The following is a 23457-nucleotide window of genomic DNA, read 5'->3' as shown; positions in this document are numbered from 1 at the left end:
GTCGCCTCGGCGAGACTGATGTCATGAGCATCGAGACGAAGAGCGGCACCCGGCAGCCACGGACGCACACCCGGACCGGGAACGTGGCGCTGTCGGCCGTACGAGGACTGGCACTGGCGTTCATCTCCCTGCCCGGCGCGGTGGTCTGCTTCTGCCTGACCATGGTGTCCATCGCCCTCGTCCCGATCGGGATCGGCATCGTCACCACGCCGTGGGTGCTGGCGGGGGTACGGGCGTTCGCGGACCGGCGGCGGCTGCTCGCCGCCGAGTGGGGCGGGGTGCGGATCCCGCGGGCGTACCGGCCGCTGCCCGAGGCCGCCAATCCGTGGGCCCGCACCTTCGGGATGCTCCGTGACCCGGCGACCTGGCGGGACATCCTGTGGCTGCCGGTCGACATGACGGCGGGCTTCGTCACCGCGCTGGTCGCCTTCGCCCTGCCGCTCTACCCGCTGGAGGGCTTCGCCATCGCCGCCGGGCTGTGGCGGGTGCTGCCCGACGGGTACTGGTACGGCTTCGTCAAGGTCACCGACCAGACCTCCGCCTTCTACGCCGCCGGGCTGGGCGCCGTACTCCTCGTCGCCGCCCTCTGGCTCACCCCGCTGCTGCTGGGCGCCCACTTCCGGCTCACCGGCGCGGTGCTCGGCTCCGGCCAGGGCGAACTCGCCGAGCGGGTACGGGTGCTGACCGAGACCCGGCGCGACGCCGTCGACACCTCCGCCGCCGAGCTGCGCCGCATCGAGCGCGACCTGCACGACGGGGCGCAGGCCCGCCTGGTCGCCGTCGGCATGGACCTGGGCACCATCGAGGCTCTCCTGGAGAAGGACCCGGCGAAGGCCAGGGAACTGCTCGCGCAGACCCGGCAGTCCTCCGCCGACGCCCTCACCGAGCTGCGCGACCTCGTGCGCGGCATCCACCCCCCGGTGCTCGCCGAACGCGGGCTGGGCGACGCGGTGCGCGCCCTTGCCCTGCGACTGCCCGTCGCCGCCGAGGTCGAGGTGGACCTGCCCGGCCGCGCCGACGCCCCGGTCGAGTCGGCCGCGTACTTCGCGGTCAGCGAGACCCTCACCAACGCCGTGAAGCACTCCGGCGCCGACCGGATCTGGGTCGACATGCACTACACGCAGGGGCGGCTGCGCGTCTGTGTCACCGACAACGGCAAGGGCGGTGCCGTGGTCGGAGCGGGCTCGGGTCTGGCCGGCCTGGAGCGCCGACTGGGTACATTCGACGGCGTCCTGGCCGTCAGCTCGCCCGCGGGCGGCCCCACCATGGTCACCATGGAGATCCCTTGCGCGTTGTCCTAGCCGAAGACCTGTTCCTGCTGCGCGACGGACTGGTCCGGCTCCTGGAGGCCCACGACTTCGAGATCGCCGCGGCCGTCGAGACCGGTCCCGAGCTGTCCCGGGCCCTGGCCGAACTGAAGCCGGACGTCGCCGTGGTCGACGTCCGGCTGCCGCCCACGCTCACCGACGAGGGCCTGCAGTGCGCGCTGCAGGCCCGTCGCGACCGGCCCGGGCTGCCGGTGCTGGTCCTCTCCCAGCACGTGGAGCAGCTGTACGCGCGCGAGCTGCTGGCCGACGGGAGCGGCGGGGTGGGGTACCTGCTCAAGGACCGGGTGTTCGACGCGGAGCAGTTCGTGGACGCCGTACGGCGGGTGGCGTCGGGCGGTACGGCGATGGACCCGCAGGTCATCCAGCAGTTGCTGAGCCGGCGGGCGGCGGAGGACCGGCCGCTGGAGCGGCTCACCCCCCGCGAGCGGGAGGTGCTGGAGCTGATGGCGCAGGGCCGGACCAACGCGGCGATCGCCGGGAAGCTCGTCGTCACGGAGCGGGCGATCGCGAAGCACACGGCGAACATCTTCGCGAAGTTGAGCCTGGAGGTCTCGGACGACGACAACCGCCGTGTCCTGGCGGTTCTGGCGTATCTGGACCGCGGCCGCTGACCCCGTGACGCGTCCCCGGGGCCCCAGGGGCCCCAGCAATTCCCGGGACGGGTGAACACCTCTGGAGCGGCTTCCGTATGGATGGGAGCCGCTTCACTCCTGTCGGGCGCCCTCGATGCCCCGCAAGCGATGCCCCCGCAAGGAAGTTTGAGGAGTTCCATGGGACGCAACACAAGAAAACGCCGTACGCCGCTGGCCACCAAGATCGTAGCCGGGGCGGCGGCCCTGGCGGTCGGCGGGGGCGGGCTGGTCTGGGCCAACTTCTACGCTTCGGCGCACGAGGACCACGGGGGTCACAACCGGACCAGGTCGGCCGGCGCGCAGGTCGCGACGATCGACTGCCCCGACGTCGGCCAGAAGATCCGTGACGTGCCGGACCGGGCGCGCGGGGAGGTGGACGGCGAACTGGCCACGATGGACAGCCAGATCACCAACGCCTACCAGCGCCTCGCCACCACCCGGCGGGCCCAGGCGGGTGACGCGCAGTTCGTCCAGAACACCATTCTGGGCCCGCTCAAGGACCGGCGGAAGGCGATCATCGACCGGATCCAGCTGGAGATCAACCGGGCCGGCGGCAGGGCCGACGACAACCTGGACGAGCTGGCGGGCTGCCAGGGACGTCCCGCGGACCAGCAGAACGGCGGCGGCCAGAACGACGGCGGTCAGGACCAGGGCGGTGACGAAGGCAACGACGACAACGGCAACGGTGTCGCGGGACCGGTCGCCGAGGACTTCGTCGACATCAACGACGTCGAGCCGAACTCCCGCGACAGCCGCAACGGTCTGGCCGCCGACGGTGACGGCGGTTCCACCGGCAGCTTCACCACGGACTGCGGCGTCAACGAGAACAACCTGTTCAACAGCGACAACCTGATCGCCGCCCCGGGTGTCGACAACGGCGCGCACCACACGCACGACTACGTCGGCAACCAGGACAACGACGCCTTCTCCAGCGACGAGGATCTCGCCAACGCGGACACCTCGTGCCAGAACCAGGGCGACAAGTCCACCTACTACTGGCCGGTGCTGCGCCTCCAGGACGGCACGCAGGAGTTCGACGCGAACGACCAGGGCGGTGGCGCCGAGGGCAACATCGGCAAGATCCTCAAGCCGGCCGAGGCCCAGATCAGGTTCGTCGGCAGCCGGCAGGGCGACGTGGTCGCGATGCCGAAGTTCCTGCGCATCATCACCGGTGACGCCAAGTCCTTCACCAACGGCGACGCCAACGCCAACACCTCGTGGAGCTGCTCCGGCTTCGAGGACCGGCAGGTGACGGACAAGTACCCGCTGTGCCCCGACGGCAGCCAGGTGCTGCGCACGGTCAACTTCCAGAGCTGCTGGGACGGCCAGAACATCGACAGCGCCAACCACCGGGACCACATGGCGTTCGTCCAGGAGGACGGCAGCTGCGCGAACGGCTTCCAGGCCGTGCCCCAGCTGCAGATCCGCCTCGCGTACGACATCCCCACCCCGACCGTCGAGAACGGCCGGGTGCAGAACCCGTACGCCGTGGACAGCTTCCCGGAGCAGCTGCACAAGCCGATCACGGATCACAACGACTTCATCAACGTCATGGACGAGGACCTGATGAACGAGGTGGTCGACTGCATCAACCGCGGCGAGGACTGCCAGTAGCGGTACCGGCCGCCCGTGGCACGGAGGGGGCCGGTGACGGAATTCCGTCACCGGCCCCTCCACGCGTCCGCGTCCGCGTCCGGTCAGCCGGAATGCCCGGCGTGCTCGCCGTGCCCGGCCGAGTGCCCGGCGCCGCCGCCCCCGTGCTGGACGCCCTGTTCCAGGGTCCCGCCGAGGGTGCCGCGCAGCTCGGCCACCACGTCCTCGTGGCCGACGGCGACCCATTTGCGGCCGACGAGGTAGAAGCCGCCGTAGTCCTTGGCCGTGTTGATCCACTCGCGCTGGCCGCGGTCGGTGGAGAAGGTGGCGAGGACGTACTTCCCGTCGCCCTTTCCGCACAGGGCCTGGCGGATGGTGTCGGCGTCGGTCTGCATGTTCGGGGTGCACTCGGCCTCGGCGGCCAGGTGTTCCAGGCTGCCGGTCGCCGTCGCGGGCACGGTGTCCGCGCCGTCCCCGTCGGCGCCGCAGCCCGTCAGCGCCAGGACCGCCGCCAGGGCGGCCGGTGCGAGCATCGGTCGGGTCAGCCTCATGTGTTCCTCCGGTCCGCTGGGGCGACATGCCGCACGGAGCCCCGGCGAGGGGCCCCGTCATCGATACGGGCGCGGGGCGCGAAGTACTCAGGAGTCCGGGTGCCGTTGTGCGGTCGCCGTGCGAGAGTGGGCCCCGTGGACCAGGACTGGGAAGAGCGTGTGAGAGCCGCCTGGGCGGCGTTCGACGACTACGCCGAGGACGACGCGGCCGACTTCCGGGCGGTCGTCGACGCCCTCGCCGACGAGTTGCCCGCGGACAGCCCCCTCGGCCTGTTCGAGCGGGCCTGCGCCTGGGACTCCACGGGCCACTCCGACCGGGCGGTGCCGCTGTACCGCGAGGCGCTGGGGCGCGGGCTCGGCGAGGCCAGCCCCTACAAGGGGCGCCGGGCGAAGATCCAGCTCTCCAGCTCGCTGCGGAACACCGGGCACCCGGAGGAGGGCGTGAAGCTGCTCTCGCCGGAACTGGTCGCCCCGTCGGACGAGTTGGACGACGCCGTGCGCGCCACGCTCGCGCTCTGCCTGTCGAGCATGGGCCGCGACCGCGAGGGCCTGTCCCTGGTGCTCGGCGCGCTGGCACCCCATCTGCCGCGCTACCAGAGGTCGATGGCCACCTACGCGCGACTGCTGGTGGAACCGGAGGAGTAGCGCACCCCGCACCCTCGCACCCCGGCCCGGGGCCCCCGGCCCGGGGCGGCGGTCGTACGGTGACCATCGCCCCGTTCGCTCGTTCTGCTGAACGTGCAGCCACAGGATGTCGCCCCGCGCCCCGCACCGTCCTCCGCCTCCTCCGCCGACCCGGTCGTCGACGTCGAGCAGGCCGAGGCCGCGCTCGTCGAGCACTATCCGCGCCTGGCGCGGCTGGCCTATCTGGTGCTGCCGCCGGGTCTAGGCCGGGGCCGCCGCGTGCTGTCCGCGCACGCCCTCACCCAGCGCGCCCTGCCCCGGAACCGGACGACCACCCCGGTGATCCCGGCCCAGTCGACCGGCCGCGAGGTCGACCCCGGGTACGCGCTGATCCGGCTGCGGGTGGTGCGTACGGCGCTGGAGGCGGGGCTCCCGTTGCGGCGGCGGGCGTGGCCCCGGCGGTCCCAGTTGCCGCCGCTGCTGCCCCACGTCCGGGGCCTCAAGCTGTTCCCGCGCTCGGGCGGCGCGGACGAACTCGCCCTGGACCAGCGGCTGTCCGCGCTCTCCGGGCCGGGCCGGGCGGCGTATGCGCTGCGCGGTCTCGAGCGGCTCCCCGACGACGGGGTGCGGCAGGTGCTGCGGGCCGCCGGGGTCGCCGACCCGGACGCCGCGCTGCGCGAGGCCGACGGGGTGCCGGGTCAGTACGGGCTGCTCGGCTCCCCCGAGTTCGACCCCTGCTCGTTGCAGGCCCGGCCGACCGATCTGCTGCGCCGGCGGCAGCACACGAAGGCCGCGCTGGTCGCCGGGGCGGCGCTGGTGGTGTGCGGGGCGCTCCTCGGCCTGCCCGGGGACGGCTGGGGCCCGGACGGTGCCGCGGCGCCGCCGTACGCGCAGAACCCGGCGGCCGAGGCGGCGCTCGATCCGGGCAGGCTGACGAAGGCCGCGCCGGCCGCCTGGGAGACGTCCGCGCGCACGGACTTCTCGGTGTGGCCGGCCCGCGGTGACCTCACCGGCGACGAGGCGCTGCTGCGCCGCGCCCTGGCCGTCTGGGCGCGGCCCGGCGAGAGCGTGGGGGTGTCCGCGACGCCGGGGACGGCGACCGGGGGTCCGGCCGGTCCGCCGCAGCTGCTGTACGCGGGGGAGGTCGACACCGCGCGGGTGGTGATCCTGCACGACGGTCTGCGCCTGGTCCGGTACGCCGAGCCGAAGGACGGTTCCGCCGGTGCCGTCCTGGACTTCGCGCGGACCGACGGGGCCGGCCGGGCGACGGCGACCGCGGTGGTGCTGGGCCGCGCCGACGGCAACGTCCGCTATCTGACGGCGCCCTGGGTGACGAAGGCGGCGGCGCGCGATCTCGCCCGGCCGGACTCCGGGGCCAGGGAGCTGGCGCTCACCGACGGCGTGACGTCCCCGCTGGCCAGCCCGGTGCAGCAGCAGTCCGGGGCCTGTACGTCGTGGAACGCGCTGGAGCTGACCGACGGTTCGGACACCCGGGTGGTGACCGACCTGGGCGAGCTGGTGCCGGCCCGGCTCACCACCGGGCGTCCCGGTGCGGCGAAGGACGCCTCGGGGGCGAAGGCACTGGGCGCCTGGGCGCCGTACGCGTGCTCGCTGGGCGCGGTGCGCGGGCAGGGGGTGCGGTCGGTGAACGCCTGGGAGTTCGCGACGCAGCCGCTGCCCGACGGGACGGGGTCGGGCGCGTGGGTGTGCACCCGTGCCGAGACCTGGCGCGGCGAAGGGGCCCGGGTGCTGGCGCAGTTCCGGACGCCGGGCGGCGTGCAGGGCGCGGTGGCGGCGAAGGCGCAGGACGTGCCGGCCTGCGGCGAGCGTGATCCGCAGGTGCTGGCCGGGGTGCTGTGGAAGTCGGAGGGCGGGCACTGGTACCTGCTGGCGGCGGGCGGCCCCGACACCGAGTCGATCGAGGCCACGGGCGGCATCGGCGACTCCGCCGAGGGCAACCTGCTGACCGCCAAGGCCGAGCAGGGCGCGCGGGCCGAGCTGAAGGGCACGCTGGACGGCGGGCGGACGATCGGCGGCCTGCGCTAGGACCCGCTCTCCCGTGCCCCGCCCCCACCGCTAGCTGACGCTGGCGTCAACAAGTACCGGCAGGAGGGTTCCGCCGGGCCGTACCCGTCAGTACATTGACGCCATGTCTAACAAGCATGTCCCGCTCAAGGCGCGGAAGGTGTCCTTCGCCTGGGAGGACACCCCGCTGCACTGGGTGCCGGGGGACCCGTTCACGACCCACACCATCAACGTGCTGCACCTGCTGCTGCCCGCCGGGGAGCGGTGGTTCGTGCACGTCTACAAGCAGGTGCTGCCGTACATCCGGGACGAGCGGCTGCGCGAGGACGTCATCGGGTTCATCGGGCAGGAGGCGATGCACTCCCAGGCCCACGACGAGGTGCTGCCGCACCTGCGGGACCAGGGGCTCGACCCGACGCCGTACACCGCGCAGGTCGACTGGCTCTTCGAGAAGCTGCTCGGCGACCGCACCCTGCCGCCGGGCCGCCCGCGCCGCTGGTGGCTGATGGAGCGGGTGGCGCTGATCGCGGCGATCGAGCACTACACGGCCTTCCTCGGCGACTGGGTGCTGAACGCCGAGGCGCTCGACCGGCGGGGCGCCGATCCGACCATGCTGGACCTGCTGCGCTGGCACGGCGCCGAGGAGGTCGAGCACCGGTCCGTCGCCTTCGACCTGTTCGTGCACGTGGACGGGGACTACGCGCGGCGGGTGCGGACCTGGGCGACCGCGTTCACGGCGCTGGTGTTCCTGTGGCAGCGCGGGACCAGGTTCTTCATGGCGAACGACCCGACGCTCGTCGACGGCAGGGCCACCTTCCGGGACTTCCACCGGCGCGGCCGGCAGGGCCTGCTGCCGTCCACCGGCGCGATCACCCGTTCCATACCCGGCTATCTGAGCCGCGCCTACCACCCGTCCAAGGAGTGCTCCACCGAGCAGGCCGTCTCCTACCTCGCCACCTCCCCCGCCGCCGTGGCCGCTTCGGCCGCCTCGGCCGCCGAGAAGCCCCAGGAAGGTGCCGCATGAGCCCGAAGCCGACTCCGCGTCAGACGGCGGGCCTGCTCCTCGCGGCCGGTGCCGCGCTCGTCGTCCGCCGGGCGCTGCGGCGCCGCGTCCAGGGCTCGCCGCTGTGGCCGCTGCCCGCGCTGGACCCGCCGGTCTCCGGGCGGCCCCGCTCCCGCGCGCTGACGCTGCTGGTGACCGCGCACGAGCGGCTGGCCGACGGGGTGGTACGGCTGCGCCTGGAGGGGACCGGCCTGCCGCGCTGGGAGCCGGGCGCCCACCTGGACCTGGTGCTGCCCTCGGGGCTGGTACGGCAGTACTCGCTGTGCGGCGACCCGGAGGACACCTCGTCGTACACCGTGGCCGCGCGGCTGGTCGAGGACGGGCGGGGCGGCTCGCGCGAGGTGCACGAGCAGGTGCAGGAGGGCACCGAACTGGAAGTGCGCGGACCGCGCAACCGCTTCCCGCTGGTCTGGGCCCCCACCTACGCGTTCGTCGCCGGGGGCATCGGCATCACGCCCCTGCTGCCGATGCTGCGGTCCCTGCCCGAGGGCACCGACTGGCGGCTGCTGTACGGCGGGCGGACGCGGGCGTCGATGCCGTTCCTGGAGGAGATCGAGAAGCTGGACCCGGACGGCGGGAAGGTCACCGTCGTCGCCGAGGACGAGGACGGGCGGCCCGGTCTCGACGCCTTCCTGGCGGACCTCCCCGAGGGCGCGGCCGTGTACTGCTGCGGCCCGGAGGGCCTGATGGCGGCCGTCGAAGAACGCCTCCCGGAGGGCGCCGCACTGCACCTGGAGCGGTTCGCGCCGCGTACGACGGCCGACGGCGGCACGGAGTTCGAGGTCGAGCTGCGCCGCAGCGGGCGCACGCTGACCGTGCCCGGCGACGCCTCGGTGCTGGCCGCCGTGCGCGCCGAGCTGCCGAACACCCCGTACTCCTGCGAGCAGGGCTGGTGCGGGACCTGCCAACAGAAGGTGCTGGAGGGCGAGATCGACCACCGGGACGAGTTGCTGACCGACTCGGAACGCGGGGACTCGATGCTCATCTGCGTGTCCCGGTGCCTCGGCACCCGGCTCGTGCTCGACATGTGAACGCCGATGAAGGTCGATGCCCGGTCCGGCCCGTTCGAGGCCGGATTCGATCGGTAAGGTGTTCGTATGACTACCGGGGTGCGCCGCAGAATGGGCGTCGAGGAGCGACGGCAGCAGCTGATCGGCGTCGCGCTCGATCTGTTCAGCCGCCGCTCGCCCGACGAGGTCTCCATCGACGAGATAGCGTCGGCGGCGGGCATCTCGCGCCCGCTGGTCTACCACTACTTCCCCGGCAAACTCAGCCTGTACGAGGCCGCGTTGCAGCGCGCATCGGACGATCTGGCGGACCGGTTCGTGGAGCCGCGCCAGGGCCCGCTGGGCGCGCGGCTGCTGCGCGTGATGGGCCGCTACTTCGACTTCGTCGACGAGCACGGCCCGGGTTTCTCGGCCCTGATGCGCGGCGGCCCGGCCGTGGGCTCGACCACGACCAACGCGCTGGTGGACTCCGTACGGCAGGCCGCGTATGTCCAGATCCTTTCGCACCTGGACGTCACCGAGCCGCCCGCGCGGCTGGAACTGGTCGTCCGCTCCTGGGTCTCGCTCGCCGAGTCGACCGCGCTGCTCTGGCTGGACGGGCGCCGCATCCCGCGCGCCGAGCTGGAGGCACAGCTCGTGCACGACTTCGCCGCGCTGATGGCGGTGAGCGCCGCCTACGACGAGGAGATGGGCGCCCTCGTCCGCCGGGTCCTCGCCGACGAGCCGGACGACGGCCCGTTCGGGGACCTGGTGGACCGGCTGCTCGCGCTGTCGGCCCGGTGAGCACCGCGCCAATGTGGGGGCTGGTCGTGGAGACGACCATGGGCACCGGGGAGCGCAAGCACACGGAGGCCCAGGTGGTGGCGCACGTCGCCGGGTCCCGCGCGCAGGCGCTCGCGGAGCTGGAGCGGCGGGCGCGGAGTTACTCCCCGCCCCACCCGCTCAGTCCCCGGCGCCGTCGCCTGCTGCGGGTCGGCGATGGGTTCCTGCTCGTCGTGGACGGGGCCTGGCAGTCGTTCGTCACCCGGTTCACGGTGGCGGAGCTGCTGACGGACTCCGCGGCGCCGCAGGCACCCGAGCCCGAGCCGGAACCCGAGGCCGCCCCGCCCGCCCCCGCCGACGTGCGGGAGCCCGAGCTGGACGCGGACGGGGTGCCGGTGCGGCCGGCCTGGCTGGGCCGCCGCGACCTGCCGTAGAACCCGGCGCCCGTCCGGCTACTCGGTCTCGAACTTCCGGTACGACGGGTCCAGGTCGCGGACCTCGGCGGAGGCGTGCAGGGCGAGGCCGTCGCCCGGCTTGGCGTACTGCCGCAGCAGTTCCAGGACGGCCTCGGTCAGCCGCACCTTGGTCTCGTCGGTGCGGCCCGCGAGCAGCCCGATCGTCACGTGCACGACGGCGTGCCCCTCGGCGTCGGGGCCGACCACGGTGTCCTCGGTGCGGCGGAACTGCGTCTTGCAGGCCGGCGGCCGGGCGGCCGCGATCTCGACGGCTGCCTCGTGCAGGGCCCGCGCGAAGGCGGGCCGGTCGAAGTCGCCGGCGAGCCGCTCGGAGTAGTCGACGGTGATCTGCGGCATGAGCCCTCCCGTGGTGTGAACAGCAGGGCTCACCCTAACCGCAGACCTCCCGCCGTCAGCCGGCCCGCTGGAAGACGGCGACCGTACGGGCCGGCACGGTGAACGTGCCGGTCTTCGCCGCGTACGCCGACGTCTTCACCACCGGGTCCGCGCCCGCCGCCTGCACCGGGTGCAGCCGGTAGCCGGTCCCGGCCGCCGCGTCGACGCGCTGCTCCTGCCGCTCGGGCGTGGCGTTGAAGACGACCACGAGGTCACCGAGGCGCATGGTGATCACGCCGGGTGTCTCGTCCTGGCCGGAGAGCGGGAAGGAGAGCCGGGACTGGACCTGCCCGGCCGTGGCGAGGGAGAAGTCCTGCTCGCCCGTACGGATCTTCAGCAGGTCCCGGTACGCCGCCGAGGCGCCGGTGATCTGCGGGCAGCCGACCCGCACCGTGTCCAGCAGGGGCTTGGCGTAGGGCCGCTTGTCCTGGTTGTCGGCGGCCGGTGGCAGGCCGCGCCCGAAGCCGTTGCCGTCGGCGCAGTTCCAGTGCAGGGCGTTGAACCAGTCTCCGCTGTCGTAGGAGTTGCGGTCCAGCGACTTGGAGCGCAGCAGGTCGGTGCCCGCCTGGGAGAGCGCCGGGCCCTGCGAGAGGGCGGCGGTCGCCATGGCGAGAACCTGCATGCGGGCCCGGTCGTCGGCGGACGTGTCCTTCGGCAGCTTGAAGGTCAGCGCGTCGAAGAGGGACTCGTTGTCGTGCGCGTCGGCGTAGGCGAGGGCGTCGCCGGGTGCCGCCGCGTATCCGGCGGGGGCTCCGTTGTAGTCGACCTCGGAGCCCTTGACCTCCTTGCCGTCGGTGTCGGTGAAGGCGTAGTCGGCGAGGTTGCCGGTCAGCCCGACCTTGATCAGGTCCTGGTAGTGCAGCAGGCGGGCCTTCTGCTCGGCCTCGGTGCCGTTGGCCGCCGAGGAGTTCGGGTCGGTGTAGAGGCCGGAGGCGAAGCCCTGGACGCCGGGGTCCTCGTCGAAGGGGCCGCCGCCGCGCACGGCGTCACGGGCCCGGTCGGAGAAGGTGGCGATGCCGGTGCCGGCCATGTTCTTCTGGGTGGCCTGCACGAAGCGGGCGTCGTCGGCGACCTCGCCGAAGTTCCAGCCCTCGCCGTACAGGATGATCTTCTTGCCGTCGACGCCGTCCTTCTTGAGGGTCAGCGCGTCGAGGGCCTTGCGGACGGCGAGGATGTTGGCCTTGGGGTGGTGGCCCATGAGGTCGAAGCGGAAGCCGTCGACCTTGTACTCCTTGGCCCAGGTGACGATCGAGTCGACGACCAGTTTGCCCATCATGGCGTTCTCGGTGGCGGTGTTCGAGCAGCAGGTGCTGTTGGCCACCGAGCCGTCGGCGAGCAGCCGCTGGTAGTAGCCGGGCACGATCCGGTCGAGGACGCTGGTCTTGGCCTGTCCGCTCGCGGCCGTGTGGTTGTAGACGACGTCCATGACGACGCGCAGCCCGTCGTCGTTGAGGGCCTTGACCATCTTGCGGAACTCGACGGTGCGCTCGGTGCCGTCCGGGTCGGTGGCGTAGGAGCCCTCGGGAACCGTGTAGTGGTACGGGTCGTACCCCCAGTTGAAGGCGTCCTTGGCGGCGGCCTTCGTCACGCACTCCTGCTGCTTCTCGGAGTCGGCCGGGAGCGCGGCGAGGTCGCAGTCGGGCGTCGTCTGCTCGGACTTCTTCTCGGGGATGGTGGCGATGTCGAAGGCGGGCAGCAGGTGCACGTAGGAGGTACCGGCCTCGGCCAGCTCGCGCAGGTGCTTCGAGCCGTCGCTCTGCTCGTCGGTGAAGGCGAGGTAGGTGCCCCGGTGGTCCGCGTCGGCGGTCGGGTCGGCGACGGAGAAGTCGCGGATGTGCAGCTCCTGGATCTGCGCGTCCCGCAGCGGGACGGCCTCGGGCTTGCGGTAGTGCTCCCAGCCGCGCGGGGCGAGGGAGCGGTCGTCCAGGTCGACAACGAGGCTGCGTTCGGAGTCGGTCGTCAGGGCGAGTGAGTAGGGGTCGGTGACCTTGTTCGTGACGACCTTGCCCGCGGTGGGCGCCCACACCTTCACGGCGTACCGGTAGGACTTGCCCTTCCAGGAGCGCGGGCCGGTGACGGACCAGACGCCGGTGTCGTCGTCGCGCCGCATGCGGACCGTGCGGTCGCCGATCTCAAGCTTCACGCTCTGCGCGGTCGGCGCCCACACGGAGAGGGTGGGACGGCCGTGGCGGAAGGTGGGCCCGAGGCCGGCCTTGGTCGCGTCGGCCGCGTACAGGTCGTCCAGGACACCGGCCATCTGCACACCGGTCGCCGCGAGAACCGCGCCGTTGGCGGCACGCTGCGAGGCGACGACCTGGCCGCGCAGGGCCTGCCGTACCCGGTCGCGGTCGCGTGGGTCGACCGACCAGGCGGTGTACTCCTTCAGGTGCGGGAACTTCGCCTTCTGGGCGTCGGTGAGGGTGGTCTTCGTGAGGCGGAGCCAGGTGGTGTCGTCGTCGCCGGTCAGGGTGCCGTTCGCGGCCTTGATCGAGCCGGTGCGGGAGGCGAGCAACTGGGTGGAGGCGGCTCCCTCGGAGCCGTTCCAGGCGACGGTGTTCCGGTCGATCCAGACGGCCTTGGAGGTGGTGAGGTCGACGGCCGCCGCCGAGCCCGCGGGCTGCGGCAGCAGGTACTGCTCCTCCCCGCTCACCAGCCACACCTCGTGGCCGTTCGCCATGAGGTCCAGGGCCTGGTCGGTGGGCAGGTCCTTCTCGTCGCCCTTGTGGAGGATGTAGCTGAGGCTGCTGGCGCCCTCGGTGAGGGGCACCTCGAAGACGGCGCCGTAGGGGTCGGTCCTGACCGGCTGGAGGGGCTCGGCCCAGTCGGTGGGGTTCGCGGCGTCGCCCCAGACGTGCAGGCCCCAGCCGTCGTAGTCGCCGTCGGCACGGTGGTAGTGCAGGACGGCCTTGGTGGTGTCCTGGGCCGGGTACTCGGGCCGCTCCGTGGCGACCTGCTCCTTGCCCTGCTCGATCCACACCTCGCCGGTCTCGGTGACGTCGATGGTGCGGTCGGCGGCGACGTCCTTGTTGCCGTCCTTGTCGACGACGAGGAAGCCCACGTCGGTCGCGCCGGGCTTGAGCTTGACGTAGGCGAAGGCGCCGTAGGCGTCCCGGCCGGTGAAGGGGTGGCTGTCCGGCCACTCAGTGGCCTCGCCCTCGGCGAGGTCGCCCCAGGCGTACAGGCCCCAGTCTTCGTAGTTCCCGTCGTCCCGCTTGTAGTGGACGATCGCGTAGTCGCGGGAGGCGGCGGTGGGCGGCTGCTCGACGGGCGGGGTGCCGGTCGTCGACGCGGCCGTGGCGCTCGCGGTACGGCCCGCCGAGTCGATCACCACCGCCTTGTAGCGCAGGGTGGTGCCGGCCGGGGTGTCCTCGGCGATGGTGTGGGTGACCTTGTAGGGGGCGTGGTCGGCGGTGCCGAGGGTGCGCCACTTGCCGTCGCCGGTCTGGGCGACGAAGACGACGCGGTTGAGCTGTCCGCCCGTGACGTCGGCGGTCAGCTCGACGGTGCCGGTGGCGCCGGGCTCGGGGGCGGTGAGGGTGACCGTGGGCTCGGTGGCGGGCTCGGCGAGCGGGCCCGCGGCCTTGAGGACGACGGCCGACTGGGCCGGGACGGTGACCGTGACCTTCTTGTCGGCGCCGGACTTCACGTCGTCGTCGGTGCCGTAGAGGCCGCGGAAGGTCATGTTCGCCGAACCGGTGGCGAAGGTGGCCGTCTTCGCGGCGTCGGCGTTGTTGAAGGCGACGACGTACTCGGTGCCGGTCTTGGCGTCGGTGCGGGAGAAGGCGTAGACGCCGGCGCCGTCGGCGGCGTAGCGCTCGGTCTGGACGCCGTCGGCGAGGGCGGGGTTGGCCTTGCGGAGCTTGGCGAGGGCACTGAGCTGCCGGTAGAGCGGTGCTCGCGTGTCGTAGGCGTCGGCGGCGTGGGTGCGGTCGGTGCCGAGTTGGTCGTCGTCGAGGTAGTCGGCGGCGCGGGAGGCGAACATCGGCTGGCGGGCGTCCTTGTCGCCGCCGGCGCCGGTGAAGCCCTGTTCGTCGCCGTAGTAGATCACCGGGTTGCCGCGGCTGAGGAACATCAGCTCGTTGGCGAGCCGGTCCTTCTTCAGCAGCTCGGCGTCGGTGGCCTTCGGGTTGTCCTGCTTGAGGAAGGTGCCGATGCGGCCCATGTCGTGGTTGCCGAGGAAGGTGACCTGCTCGTAGGCGTTGGCCTTGTCGGTCGTGTACTTGTAGTCGTCGCCGAAGACGGAGGCGAGCTTCTGCGCGCTGCCGTCCTGGGAGGCGTACGCGCGGGCCGCGTCCTGGAAGGGGAAGTCCAGTGTGGAGTCCAGGCGGCCCTCGGTGACGTAGGGCGCGGTGACGGAGGTGTCGGCGGAGTAGACCTCGCCGAACATGAAGAAGTCGTCCCGGCCCTTCTTCGCGGCGTAGGCGTCCAGCGCGGTCGCCCACTGGGTCCAGAACTCCATGTTGACGTGCTTCACGGTGTCGATCCGGAAGCCGTCGATGGCGAAGTCCTTCACCCACCGCTGGTAGATCTTCTCCATGCCCCGGACGACCTCGGGCCGTTCGGTCCACAGGTCGTCGAGGCCGGAGAAGTCGCCGTAGGTGGCGGACTCGCCGGCCCAGGTGGAGTCGCCGCGGTTGTGGTACATCGCCGGGTCGTTGAGCCAGGAGGGGACCTTGAGCTTCTTCTTGGCGGCCGGGACGACGGGGGTGCGCGGGAAGGAGCCGGAGTCCACGCGGGGGAAGCGGTGCTCGTCGTCCGCGTAGTCGGCGTCGTCGAAGGGCCGCCCGTCCTTGGTCAGATACGGGAAGGCGCCCTTGGAGAGGTAGTCGTACGACTTCTCTTCATAGTCGACGACGTCGGCGGTGTGGTTGGTGATGACGTCGAAGAAGACCTTCATGCCCTTGGCGTGGGCCTTGGAGATGAGGTTCTTGAGGTCCTTGTTGGTGCCGAAGTGCGGGTCGACCTGGGTGAAGTCGGTGATCCAGTAACCGTGGTAGCCAGCAGAGGCGTTCTCCCCGGCCCCCTGCACGGGCTGGTTCTTGAAGATGGGCGCCATCCAGATGGAGGTGGTGCCCAGGCCCTTGATGTAGTCGAGCTTCTCGGTCAGGCCCTTGAGGTCGCCGCCCTGGTAGAAGCCCTTGTCGGTGGGGTCGTAGCCGGTGGCGAGCCGGGTGCCGGTCAGGCCGCCGCGGTCGTTCCCGGCGTCCCCGTTGGCGAAACGGTCCGGCAGGACGAAGTAGAACTGCTCCCGGGTCAGGTCGTGGCGTGCGGCGGTCTTCGCCAGCTTCGCGTCGGACGGGGGCGCGGGCGGGGTGTCGGCCCGTGCGGCGAGCGGGGGGAGCAGGGCGGCGGCGAGCGCGGCCACGGTGACGCCCGCGACCCGTCTCACTCGTGCGGTACGGCGCGCGACAGGCACCGGCCATCTCGGTATCACGGACGTGAACTCCTTGTGCTGACGGCTCGATCGGGTCCGACCCCGGCGAGACCGTAGCGCTGCCGCAAGAGTTGCGGCAAGAGAGGTGAAAGTAACGGCAAGAATTTTCACGACCGTCGGCCGTCGGGAGTTTCGGACGGTTTGGTCCGACCACATGCCCTGTGTGACATAGTTGCGTCAAGGACCGTCCGGCCGAGCGAGGGAGTGGCGGATGCCCGTCGAGTGGCAACCCGTGCGGCAGTCCCGCACACACGAACTCGTGCTCCAGAGCATCGAGGAACGCGTGCTGGCCGGGGAGCTGAAGGCCGGTGACCGGCTGCCGCCGGAGCGTGAGCTGGCGCCCGTCCTCGGGGTCAGCCGGTCGGCGCTGCGCGAGGCGCTGCGGGTGCTGGAGACGATCGGGGTGCTGGTCGCGCAGGCGGGCCGCGGACCGGACGCCGGCGCGCGGATCGTGCGCAACCCCGACGACGCGCTCGGCCGACTGCTGCGCCTGCACTTCGCCCTGGGCAGCTATGGCCTGGAAGACGTGCTGGAGGCCCGCGTCGTCCTCGAACGCTCCAGTTTCGAGGCGGCCGCCGAGCACGCTTCGGCGGAGGACCTCGACGAGGCGGAGGCACTCGTGGCGAGCATGGGCGAACCGGACGTGGAGGTGCCCGAGTTCAACGACCTCGACACCCGGTTCCACGTCCAGATCGCCCGCAGCTCCGGCAACCAGCTCACCTCCACCCTCACCTCGGCCGTGCGCGAGTCGGTGCGCCCGCTGATCCTGCGCGCCCTGGAGACGGCCGAGGACTGGCCGGCCACGGCGGCGGCGCTGAACGCCCAGCACACCGAGCTGCTGCGGCTGGTGCGTGCGGGCGAGGGCGGGAAGGCCGCCGACCTGGCCGAGAAACACATCCGCGGCTTCCACGGCACGCTGGTCGACGGCTAGGCGTATTGATCACGGCCCGGCCCGCCCCCCTTCGGGTTACGGCAGCATCCAGGAGAGCACCGGCAGCGACTGCAGGTAGACCAGGACGCACAGGACGGCCAGCATCCCGACGCTGTATCCCGCGACCTTGCGCAGCAGGACGCGTTCGGAGCCCGGCTGTTCGACCGCGGTGGCGGCGATGGTCAGGTTCTGCGGACTGACCATCTTGCCGACGACGCCACCGGAGGTGTTGGCGGCGACGAGCAGGGTCGGGTCGATGCCCGCACCCTGGCCCGCGGTCTGCTGGAGGGTGGCGAACAGGGCGTTCGCGGAGGTGTCGGACCCGGTGACGGCGGTGCCGAGCCAGCCGAGTATCGGGGAGAGCAGCGCGAAGAGTCCGCCGACGGCGGCGAGCCAGGTGCCGATGGCGACCGTCTGGCCGGACTGGTTCATGACGTATCCCAGCGCCAGCACGGTGGCGACCGTGGCGATGGCGGTGCGCATGTTCTTCAGGGTGCGCCCCGCGGCGGCCAGGCCCATGCCGGCGGTCATCGGGTAGCGGTCGGTGTCGCTCACCAGGCCGTACACGAGCATCACGAGAAGCCCGGAGATGATCAGCAGCGTGCCGGGGTTGCCCAGGACCTCCAGCTTGTAGACCGCGCTGCCGGACGCGGAACCGTCGGGGGCCAGGAGGTTGCCGTACAGGCCGGGCCACTCCAGCTTCAGGGTGATCCTGCCCAGCAGTTCAGGCATGTCCAGACCGCCGACGTTGAGCTTGGCGAGGCCGAAGATGGCGATGACCAGGACGTACGGCAGCACGGCCAGCGTGACCCGGCGGGGGGTCAGCGGCTCGGGCTCGACCTGGGAGCGCTGGTCGTCAGGGGTCTTCGGGGCCCAGAAGCGCAGCATGAGCACGGCGGCGGCGAAACCGGCGAGTGAGGCGACGACGTCGGTGAGTTCGTACGCGAAGTGGGACGCGCACCAGAACTGGGCGAGCGCGAAGACGAGTCCGGTGACCAGGGCGACGGGCCACAACTGCCGGACGGCGCGCCGTCCGTCGACGACGAAGAGCAGCAGCAGCGGCACGAAGAGGGCGAGCAGCGGGCTCTGCCTGCCGACCACCGCGGCGACGTCCTCGGCCGGGATGCCGGTGAGGTTGCCGGCGGTGGTGATGGGGATGGCCATGGCGCCGAAGGCGACCGGCGCGGTGTTGGCGAGCAGCACGGTCACGGCCGACTTGAGTTTCGGCAGTCCGAGCGCCATCAGCATCGCGGCGGTGATCGCGACCGGGGCGCCGAAGCCCGCGAGGGCCTCGAGCAGTCCGCCGAAGCAGAAGGCGATGAGCATGGCCTGGACGCGCAGATCGCCCCGGCCGACGGCGCTGAAGGAGCGGCGCAGGTCCTCGAAGCGTTTGCTGATCACGGTGAGTTCGTAGAACCAGATGGCGGCGACGACGATCAGCATCACCGGGAAGAGGCCGAAGACCGCGCCCTGGGTGGCGGAGAGAACGCCGAGCTGTACGGGCATGTCGTAGCCGAGGACCGCCACGAGGAGCGCGACGAGCAGTGCGCCGAGCGCGGACTGCAGGGCCGGGCGCTTGGCCGCCATCAGCAGCAGGAAGAAGGCCGCGAGGGGGACCAGGCCCAGCAGGGCGGTGGCGGCGAGGCCGTCTCCGACGGCGTCCACGTCGGGGGTGAAGGCCGCTAGGACGGCCGGTGGCGCGGTGGTCACGGAAGTGCTCCTCCTGAGGTCTGCGCGCCGTGCCGGTGCCGGGTGCCCCGAGCCCCGAGCGGCCTGGGCGCCCTGTCGCTGACGAACGGTTCCTCAGTAGGTCACTGAAGATGTCGCATGTCAATAAGGTCGGACCAAACAAGTTCCCTTTCCCTTTCGGACCGAGGCTAGTATGGTCCGACCATACGAACGATCGAGGAGATCCCATGCGCATCGGACTCTTCGCCACCTGTCTGGGAGACACGCTCTTCCCCGAGGCGGTGAAATCCACCGCGGTACTGCTGGCCCGCCTGGGGCACGACGTGGTGTTTCCGCCGGAGCAGACCTGCTGCGGTCAGATGCACGTCAACACCGGCTACCAGCGCGAGCCGGTCCCCCTGGTGCGGGGCTTCGCCGAGCAGTTCGGCGACCCGTCGATCGAGGCGGTGGTCATGCCGTCCGGCTCGTGCGCGGGCTCGGTCCGCCACCAGCACGAGATCGTCGCCGAGCGGTACGGGGACGCGGCGCTGCGCGCCGGGGTCGCCACCGTGAAGGCGAAGACGTACGAGCTCTCGGAGCTCCTGGTCGACGTACTGGACGTGACGGAGGTCGGCGCGTACTTCCCGCACCGGGTGACGTACCACCCCACCTGCCACTCACTGCGGATGCTGCGGGTCGGCGACAAGCCGCTGCGGCTGCTGCGCGCGGTCGACGGCATCGACCTGGTGGAGCTGCCCGAGGCCGAGGCCTGCTGCGGGTTCGGCGGCACCTTCGCGGTCAAGAACGGCGAGACCTCCTCCGCCATGCTCCAGGACAAGATGCGCCACGTCACCGGCACCGGGGCCGACGTGTGCACGGCCGGTGACGCGTCCTGCCTGATGCACATCGGCGGCGGCCTGTCCCGCATCAGGGCCGGTACGCGCACCCTGCACCTGGCGCAGATCCTCGCCGCGACCCGCACCTCGCCGTACGCCCTGACGGAGGCCGCCCGATGAGCAGCACCTTCCTCGGCATGCCCGCCACCCCGCCCCGCTCCCCCTACGGGACGGGCAACCTGCGCGGCGACCGGAAATTCCCCGAGGCCGCCCGCGGCGAGCTGCGCAACGAGCAACTGCGCCGCAACCTCGGCAAGGCCACCCACTCCATCCGCGCCAAGCGGCTCGCCGTCACCGGCGAACTGCCCGACTGGGAGCGGCTGCGCGACGCCGGTTCGGCGATCAAGACGGACACCATGAACCGGCTGCCCGAGCTGCTGGAGCAACTGGAGCGGAAGGTCACCGAGCACGGCGGCACCGTCCACTGGGCGCGCGACGGCGTCGAGGCCAACGACATCGTCACCCGGCTGGTCGAGGCGACCGGCAGCGACGAGGTCATCAAGGTCAAGTCGATGGCCACCCAGGAGATCGGGCTCAACGAGCACCTGGCGGACCGGGGCATCACCGCGTACGAGACCGACCTGGCCGAGCTGATCGTGCAGCTCGCCGACGACAAGCCGTCGCACATCCTGGTCCCGGCGATCCACCGCAACCGCGACGAGGTCCGCGACATCTTCCGCCGGGAGATCCCGGGCGTCGACCCGGACCTCGACTCCGTCCCCGCCCACCTGGCGGCGGCGGCACGCGCGTATCTGCGGGAGAAGTTCATGACGACCCCGGTCGCGGTCTCCGGCGCCAACTTCGGGATCGCCGAGACCGGCACCCTCTCGGTCGTCGAGTCCGAGGGCAACGGCCGGATGTGCCTGACCATGCCGCGGACGCTGATCACCGTCATGGGCATCGAGAAGGTGCTCCCCCGATACCAGGACCTGGAGGTCTTCCTGCAGCTGCTGCCGCGCTCCTCGACAGGTGAGCGGATGAACCCGTACACCTCGATGTGGACGGGAGTCACCCCGGGCGACGGGCCGCAGGAGTTCCATCTCGTCCTGCTCGACAACGGGCGTACGGCGGCGCTCGCGGACCAGGTCGGGCGCGAGGCCCTCAACTGCATCCGCTGCTCGGCCTGCCTCAACGTCTGCCCCGTGTACGAACGGGCCGGCGGCCACGCCTACGGCTCGACGTACCCCGGGCCGATCGGCGCGGTGCTCACCCCGCAGCTCGCCGGGATGCACGCCGCCAAGAACGACCCCAACAGCTCGCTGCCGTATGCCTCCAGCCTGTGCGGTGCCTGCTTCGACGCCTGCCCGGTGAAGATCGACATCCCGTCGCTCCTGGTGGAACTGCGCCACCAGCACACCGAGCGGTCCGGGGCGACGGCGGAGAAGCTGGCGATGAAGGCGGCGGCCGCGGTCATGAAGCGGCCGAGACTGTTCACGGCCGCGCAGAAGGCAGCCGGGGCGGGCCGCGTACTGGCCGGGCGGGACGGCACGTTCTCGCACCTCCCGCCGCCGTTCGACAGCTGGAGCGACAGCCGGGACACCCCGGCGCCGCCCAAGCAGAGCTTCCGCTCCTGGCTGGCGTCCACGGAGGGCGCGGCCACCCTGCGCGCGGCGGCCGCGGAGGGCGTGAGCGCCCATGACGTCTCCGGTGGTCCTGAGGGCTGCCACGACCCTGAGGAGGAGCGGTGAACGCACGTGAAACCGTGCTCGGACGGGTCCGGGACGCCCTGACCCTCTCCGGCACACCCGAGGTGGACGTCCCCCGCGCCTACCTCACCGGCCGGACCCTGCCCGACGAGGAGCGGCTCGCCCTCTTCGTGGATCGGCTGGTCGACTACAAGGCGCGGGTGCACCCGTGCACGGCCGACGGCACCGCGGCGGTCGTGGCCGAGGTGCTGCGCGAGCGCGGGGCGCGGCGGGTCGGGATCCCGGCCGGGCTCGATCCGGCCTGGTTGAGCGCCTACGACGGCGAGGTCCGGGAGGACTCGGCGGACGTCCCCGCCCCGGCGCTCGACGCGCTGGACGCGGTGGTGACCGGGTCCGCCGTCGGCTGCGCGGAGACCGGGACGATCTTCCTGGACGGCTCCTCCGGCCAGGGTCGTCGGGCGCTGTCACTCGTCCCCGACCTGCACGTGTGCGTCGTCGACCTGTCGTCGGTGACGGTCGGCGTGCCGGAGGCGGTGGCCCGGCTGGTGCCTCAGCGCCCGACGACACTGATCAGCGGCCCGTCGGCCACCTCCGACATCGAACTGGAGCGGGTCGAGGGCGTCCACGGCCCACGCACCCTGGAGGTGGTGATCCGCACCGACGCGTAATCCTCGCGACCACGCGTCGGCCTGGCGCATCCCGGCGACGAAGGACGGCCATGCGGAGGCTCCGAAGAGCCCCGCTGCCCCACTCAGCCTGACCGCCCGGGGGCGTCGCCGCTCGTGATCTGGGCCGTGGCCGTTTCGACGAACGTTCGGGTTCGCCGGCGTTTGATCTCCTCAAGATGGTCCAGGTACTCGCGCCTCGTAAGATCGTGTGACAAGAGCCCTCCCGTGAACACGCTGATGAATCCGAATAGCGCCGTATTCAGAACGACTTCCGCCAAGAAGGGCACCTCGGGGCGCTTTGCGCTGGCCAGCCAGAGTATGAGTATCATCTCGGCAACGACGTGGGTGGCCATGAGTACGCCCCAGAATACGTAGGCGATCGTCTCCGTACGGGACTTGCGGGGCTTGCCATCGCTGACCGGCCGTCCAGCGAGTATCTCTGCTTCCGCGTCCTCCAGATGAAATTCAAGCTGTCGCAAAAGGCGCGCTTGCCTGGACCTGGTGACGTTGTTGATCTCCACGGACGCCACGAACAGGATGATCGGGATCACTGTCACCAACGCCGATGCGAACTCGACGTTCATTTTCGCTGTCCCCATGGCATACCCCCCTCAGTCGGCTTGCCGTATACCGGCGACGAAGGCGGTCCAGGCGGAGGCCGGGAACAGCAGCGCGGGGCCGGTGGGGTGCTTGCTGTCCCGGACGGGGACGGTGCCGGGAATGTTGTCGGCGAGTTCCAGGCAATCGCCGCCCTGCCCGTTGCTGTAGGTGCTCTTACGCCAGTTGGCGTTGTTCAGGTCGGTTCCTGCGGGGCGCATCGGCTGAACTCCTCCATCGCGGAACGGATCAAGGCCAGGGACTCGTCCGGAGGCAGCGCCTTGGCCTGGAGCAGATCGTAGGCCAGGGCATACGCGGCCACCTCCTCCGGCGCTTCTACCAGTTCGCCGGAGTGGGAGCTTTCGATGTAGGCCACGTCGGCCCCGCGCCCTGGGCCCAAGAGAGTCAACGAACCGCCCATGACCGGGTGCTCGCCCTGCGCGAAGGGCAGGAGTTGCACCACCACGTGAGGTGTCCGCGCCAGACTCAGCACGTGCGCCAACTGTTCGCGCATCACCGCCCGGCCGCCCACGGGGCGTCGGATCACCGCCTCGTCCAGGATGCACCAGAGCAGGGGTGGCGTACCGCGCCGGAGAATGGCCTGCCGTTCCAGTCGGGTGGCGACGAGTTCCTCGATCTCCGCGTCCGTATCGCGAGGGCGGCTGATACGCAGTAGGGCTCCGGCGTACGGCTCGGTCTGAAGGAGACCGGGCACGGCGTGTGCCATGTACTTGAGCATCTTGACTGCTCGGGCCTCGTACTCCACGAATTTCCGCGCCCAGTCCGGAATCGGCGTCCGTCTGATGTGACCCCACAGGTCGATCAGGTCCCCATCGGCCTCCAAGAGGGCGTCCAGCTTGGTGTTGACGTCCTCGGGCGGTGTCTCCTTGCCGAGTTCGAACTGGGCGATGCGGCTGTGGGCGATGGGGATCAGGTCACCGAGCCCTCGTTGGGTGAGCCCCGCGCGGACGCGGAGCTTGCGCAACTTCACGCCGTAGAGCGCGGGCAGGGACGCGGACGGGTCGAGTTCCTTCGGCGCGGGCATCGACTGTCCCCCGTTTTCGATCGAGCGCAACGAAAACCATTACCCCTGGTGAGGGTAGCGTCACGCACCGATGATCGTGGGGAGAGTCGGGATCACCACGAAAGAAGGGCACCGCACCATGGCACCACAGGACCGC

The 23457-nt window shown here is 71.5% G+C and carries 20 protein-coding genes; 13 read left to right on the top strand and 7 right to left on the bottom strand.

Going from position 1 to position 23457, the window contains the following annotated elements; all coding sequences use genetic code 11:
- Positions 1-23 precede the first annotated feature (23 nt).
- From ACFV9J_RS33485 to ACFV9J_RS33475, 3 genes are all read left to right on the top strand, one after another.
- Positions 24-1301 (top strand): sensor histidine kinase, encoded by a 1278-nt coding sequence (locus ACFV9J_RS33485; protein WP_385360647.1) that lies wholly within the window; start codon positions 24-26, stop codon positions 1299-1301.
- Positions 1286-1939, top strand: coding sequence for a LuxR C-terminal-related transcriptional regulator (locus tag ACFV9J_RS33480; RefSeq protein WP_385360645.1), 654 nt, complete (start codon positions 1286-1288; stop codon positions 1937-1939). Before ACFV9J_RS33485 ends, ACFV9J_RS33480 begins: the two co-directional genes overlap by 16 nt.
- Positions 1940-2098: 159 nt before the next feature.
- Positions 2099-3574, top strand: a complete 1476-nt coding sequence (locus ACFV9J_RS33475; protein WP_385360643.1) for a DUF1996 domain-containing protein — start codon at positions 2099-2101, stop codon at positions 3572-3574.
- Positions 3575-3657: 83 nt separating this feature from the next.
- Here the strand turns inward: ACFV9J_RS33475 and ACFV9J_RS33470 are convergent, their stop codons facing one another.
- Positions 3658-4104 carry a hypothetical protein gene (locus ACFV9J_RS33470; protein ID WP_385360640.1) on the bottom strand — a complete coding sequence of 149 codons (447 nt, stop codon included), beginning with the start codon at positions 4102-4104 and terminating at the stop codon, positions 3658-3660.
- A gap of 135 nt (positions 4105-4239) precedes the next feature.
- Between ACFV9J_RS33470 and ACFV9J_RS33465 the strand changes: the two genes are divergently transcribed.
- The 6 genes from ACFV9J_RS33465 (at position 4240) to ACFV9J_RS33440 (ending at position 10019) form a co-directional block, all read left to right on the top strand.
- Positions 4240-4749, top strand: coding sequence for a tetratricopeptide repeat protein (locus ACFV9J_RS33465; protein ID WP_385360638.1), 510 nt, complete (start codon positions 4240-4242; stop codon positions 4747-4749).
- Positions 4750-4842: 93 nt separating this feature from the next.
- Positions 4843-6774, top strand: a complete 1932-nt coding sequence (locus ACFV9J_RS33460) for a hypothetical protein (protein ID WP_385360636.1) — start codon at positions 4843-4845, stop codon at positions 6772-6774.
- 103 nt (positions 6775-6877) lie between these two features.
- Complete coding sequence (locus ACFV9J_RS33455; protein ID WP_385360634.1) at positions 6878-7777, top strand: metal-dependent hydrolase; 900 nt, start codon at positions 6878-6880, stop codon at positions 7775-7777.
- On the top strand, positions 7774-8847 hold the full coding sequence (locus ACFV9J_RS33450; protein ID WP_385360631.1) for a PDR/VanB family oxidoreductase: 1074 nt from the start codon (positions 7774-7776) through the stop codon (positions 8845-8847). Before ACFV9J_RS33455 ends, ACFV9J_RS33450 begins: the two co-directional genes overlap by 4 nt.
- Before the next feature lie 66 nt (positions 8848-8913).
- Positions 8914-9606: a TetR/AcrR family transcriptional regulator gene (locus ACFV9J_RS33445; RefSeq protein WP_385360628.1), complete on the top strand. Its 693-nt coding sequence runs from the start codon at positions 8914-8916 to the stop codon at positions 9604-9606.
- A complete protein-coding gene (locus ACFV9J_RS33440; RefSeq protein ID WP_385360626.1) occupies positions 9603-10019 on the top strand; it encodes a hypothetical protein in 417 nt (138 codons plus the stop codon). The genes ACFV9J_RS33445 and ACFV9J_RS33440 overlap by 4 nt, the downstream gene beginning before the upstream one ends.
- Positions 10020-10037: 18 nt before the next feature.
- Here the strand turns inward: ACFV9J_RS33440 and ACFV9J_RS33435 are convergent, their stop codons facing one another.
- A complete protein-coding gene (locus tag ACFV9J_RS33435) occupies positions 10038-10397 on the bottom strand; it encodes a 5-carboxymethyl-2-hydroxymuconate Delta-isomerase (protein WP_385360624.1) in 360 nt (119 codons plus the stop codon).
- Positions 10398-10452: 55 nt separating this feature from the next.
- Positions 10453-15870 (bottom strand): pullulanase-type alpha-1,6-glucosidase, encoded by a 5418-nt coding sequence (gene pulA / locus ACFV9J_RS33430; RefSeq protein WP_385360622.1) that lies wholly within the window; start codon positions 15868-15870, stop codon positions 10453-10455.
- 211 nt (positions 15871-16081) lie between these two features.
- Here pulA and ACFV9J_RS33425 point away from each other — a divergent pair, with 211 nt between their 5' ends.
- Entirely contained in the window at positions 16082-16801 is a 720-nt protein-coding gene (locus tag ACFV9J_RS33425; RefSeq protein WP_385360620.1) for a FadR/GntR family transcriptional regulator, read from the top strand.
- 36 nt (positions 16802-16837) lie between these two features.
- On the opposite strand, the gene ACFV9J_RS33420 is transcribed toward ACFV9J_RS33425, so the two are convergent.
- On the bottom strand, positions 16838-18511 hold the full coding sequence (locus ACFV9J_RS33420; protein ID WP_385360618.1) for an L-lactate permease: 1674 nt from the start codon (positions 18509-18511) through the stop codon (positions 16838-16840).
- Between the two features lie 206 nt (positions 18512-18717).
- On the opposite strand from ACFV9J_RS33420, the gene ACFV9J_RS33415 reads away from it, so the two are divergent.
- Genes ACFV9J_RS33415 through ACFV9J_RS33405 form a run of 3 tightly spaced genes read left to right on the top strand, consistent with a single transcriptional unit; the run spans position 18718 to position 21679 of the window.
- Positions 18718-19485, top strand: a complete 768-nt coding sequence (locus ACFV9J_RS33415; RefSeq protein WP_385360615.1) for a (Fe-S)-binding protein — start codon at positions 18718-18720, stop codon at positions 19483-19485.
- Positions 19482-21053, top strand: a complete 1572-nt coding sequence (locus ACFV9J_RS33410; protein ID WP_385360613.1) for a lactate utilization protein B — start codon at positions 19482-19484, stop codon at positions 21051-21053. Before ACFV9J_RS33415 ends, ACFV9J_RS33410 begins: the two co-directional genes overlap by 4 nt.
- Positions 21050-21679 (top strand): lactate utilization protein C, encoded by a 630-nt coding sequence (locus tag ACFV9J_RS33405; RefSeq protein WP_385360610.1) that lies wholly within the window; start codon positions 21050-21052, stop codon positions 21677-21679. The genes ACFV9J_RS33410 and ACFV9J_RS33405 overlap by 4 nt, the downstream gene beginning before the upstream one ends.
- An 83-nt stretch (positions 21680-21762) precedes the next feature.
- Here ACFV9J_RS33405 and ACFV9J_RS33400 read toward each other — a convergent pair whose 3' ends face one another.
- The 3 genes from ACFV9J_RS33400 to ACFV9J_RS33390 are packed head-to-tail and all read right to left on the bottom strand — an operon-like array spanning position 21763 to position 23321.
- Entirely contained in the window at positions 21763-22263 is a 501-nt protein-coding gene (locus tag ACFV9J_RS33400; RefSeq protein ID WP_385360608.1) for a hypothetical protein, read from the bottom strand.
- Positions 22264-22290: 27 nt separating this feature from the next.
- Positions 22291-22497, bottom strand: a complete 207-nt coding sequence (locus tag ACFV9J_RS33395) for a DUF397 domain-containing protein (RefSeq protein ID WP_385360605.1) — start codon at positions 22495-22497, stop codon at positions 22291-22293.
- Entirely contained in the window at positions 22473-23321 is an 849-nt protein-coding gene (locus ACFV9J_RS33390; protein WP_385360603.1) for a helix-turn-helix domain-containing protein, read from the bottom strand. The genes ACFV9J_RS33395 and ACFV9J_RS33390 overlap by 25 nt, the downstream gene beginning before the upstream one ends.
- Positions 23322-23457 lie beyond the last annotated feature (136 nt).

It is taken from the genome of Streptomyces sp. NPDC059906, from assembly GCF_042730645.1.
Lineage (GTDB): Bacteria > Actinomycetota > Actinomycetes > Streptomycetales > Streptomycetaceae > Streptomyces > Streptomyces rubrogriseus.
Note: the sequence above shows the minus strand (reverse complement) of the source record. Positions and strands in the feature narration are given on the sequence as shown.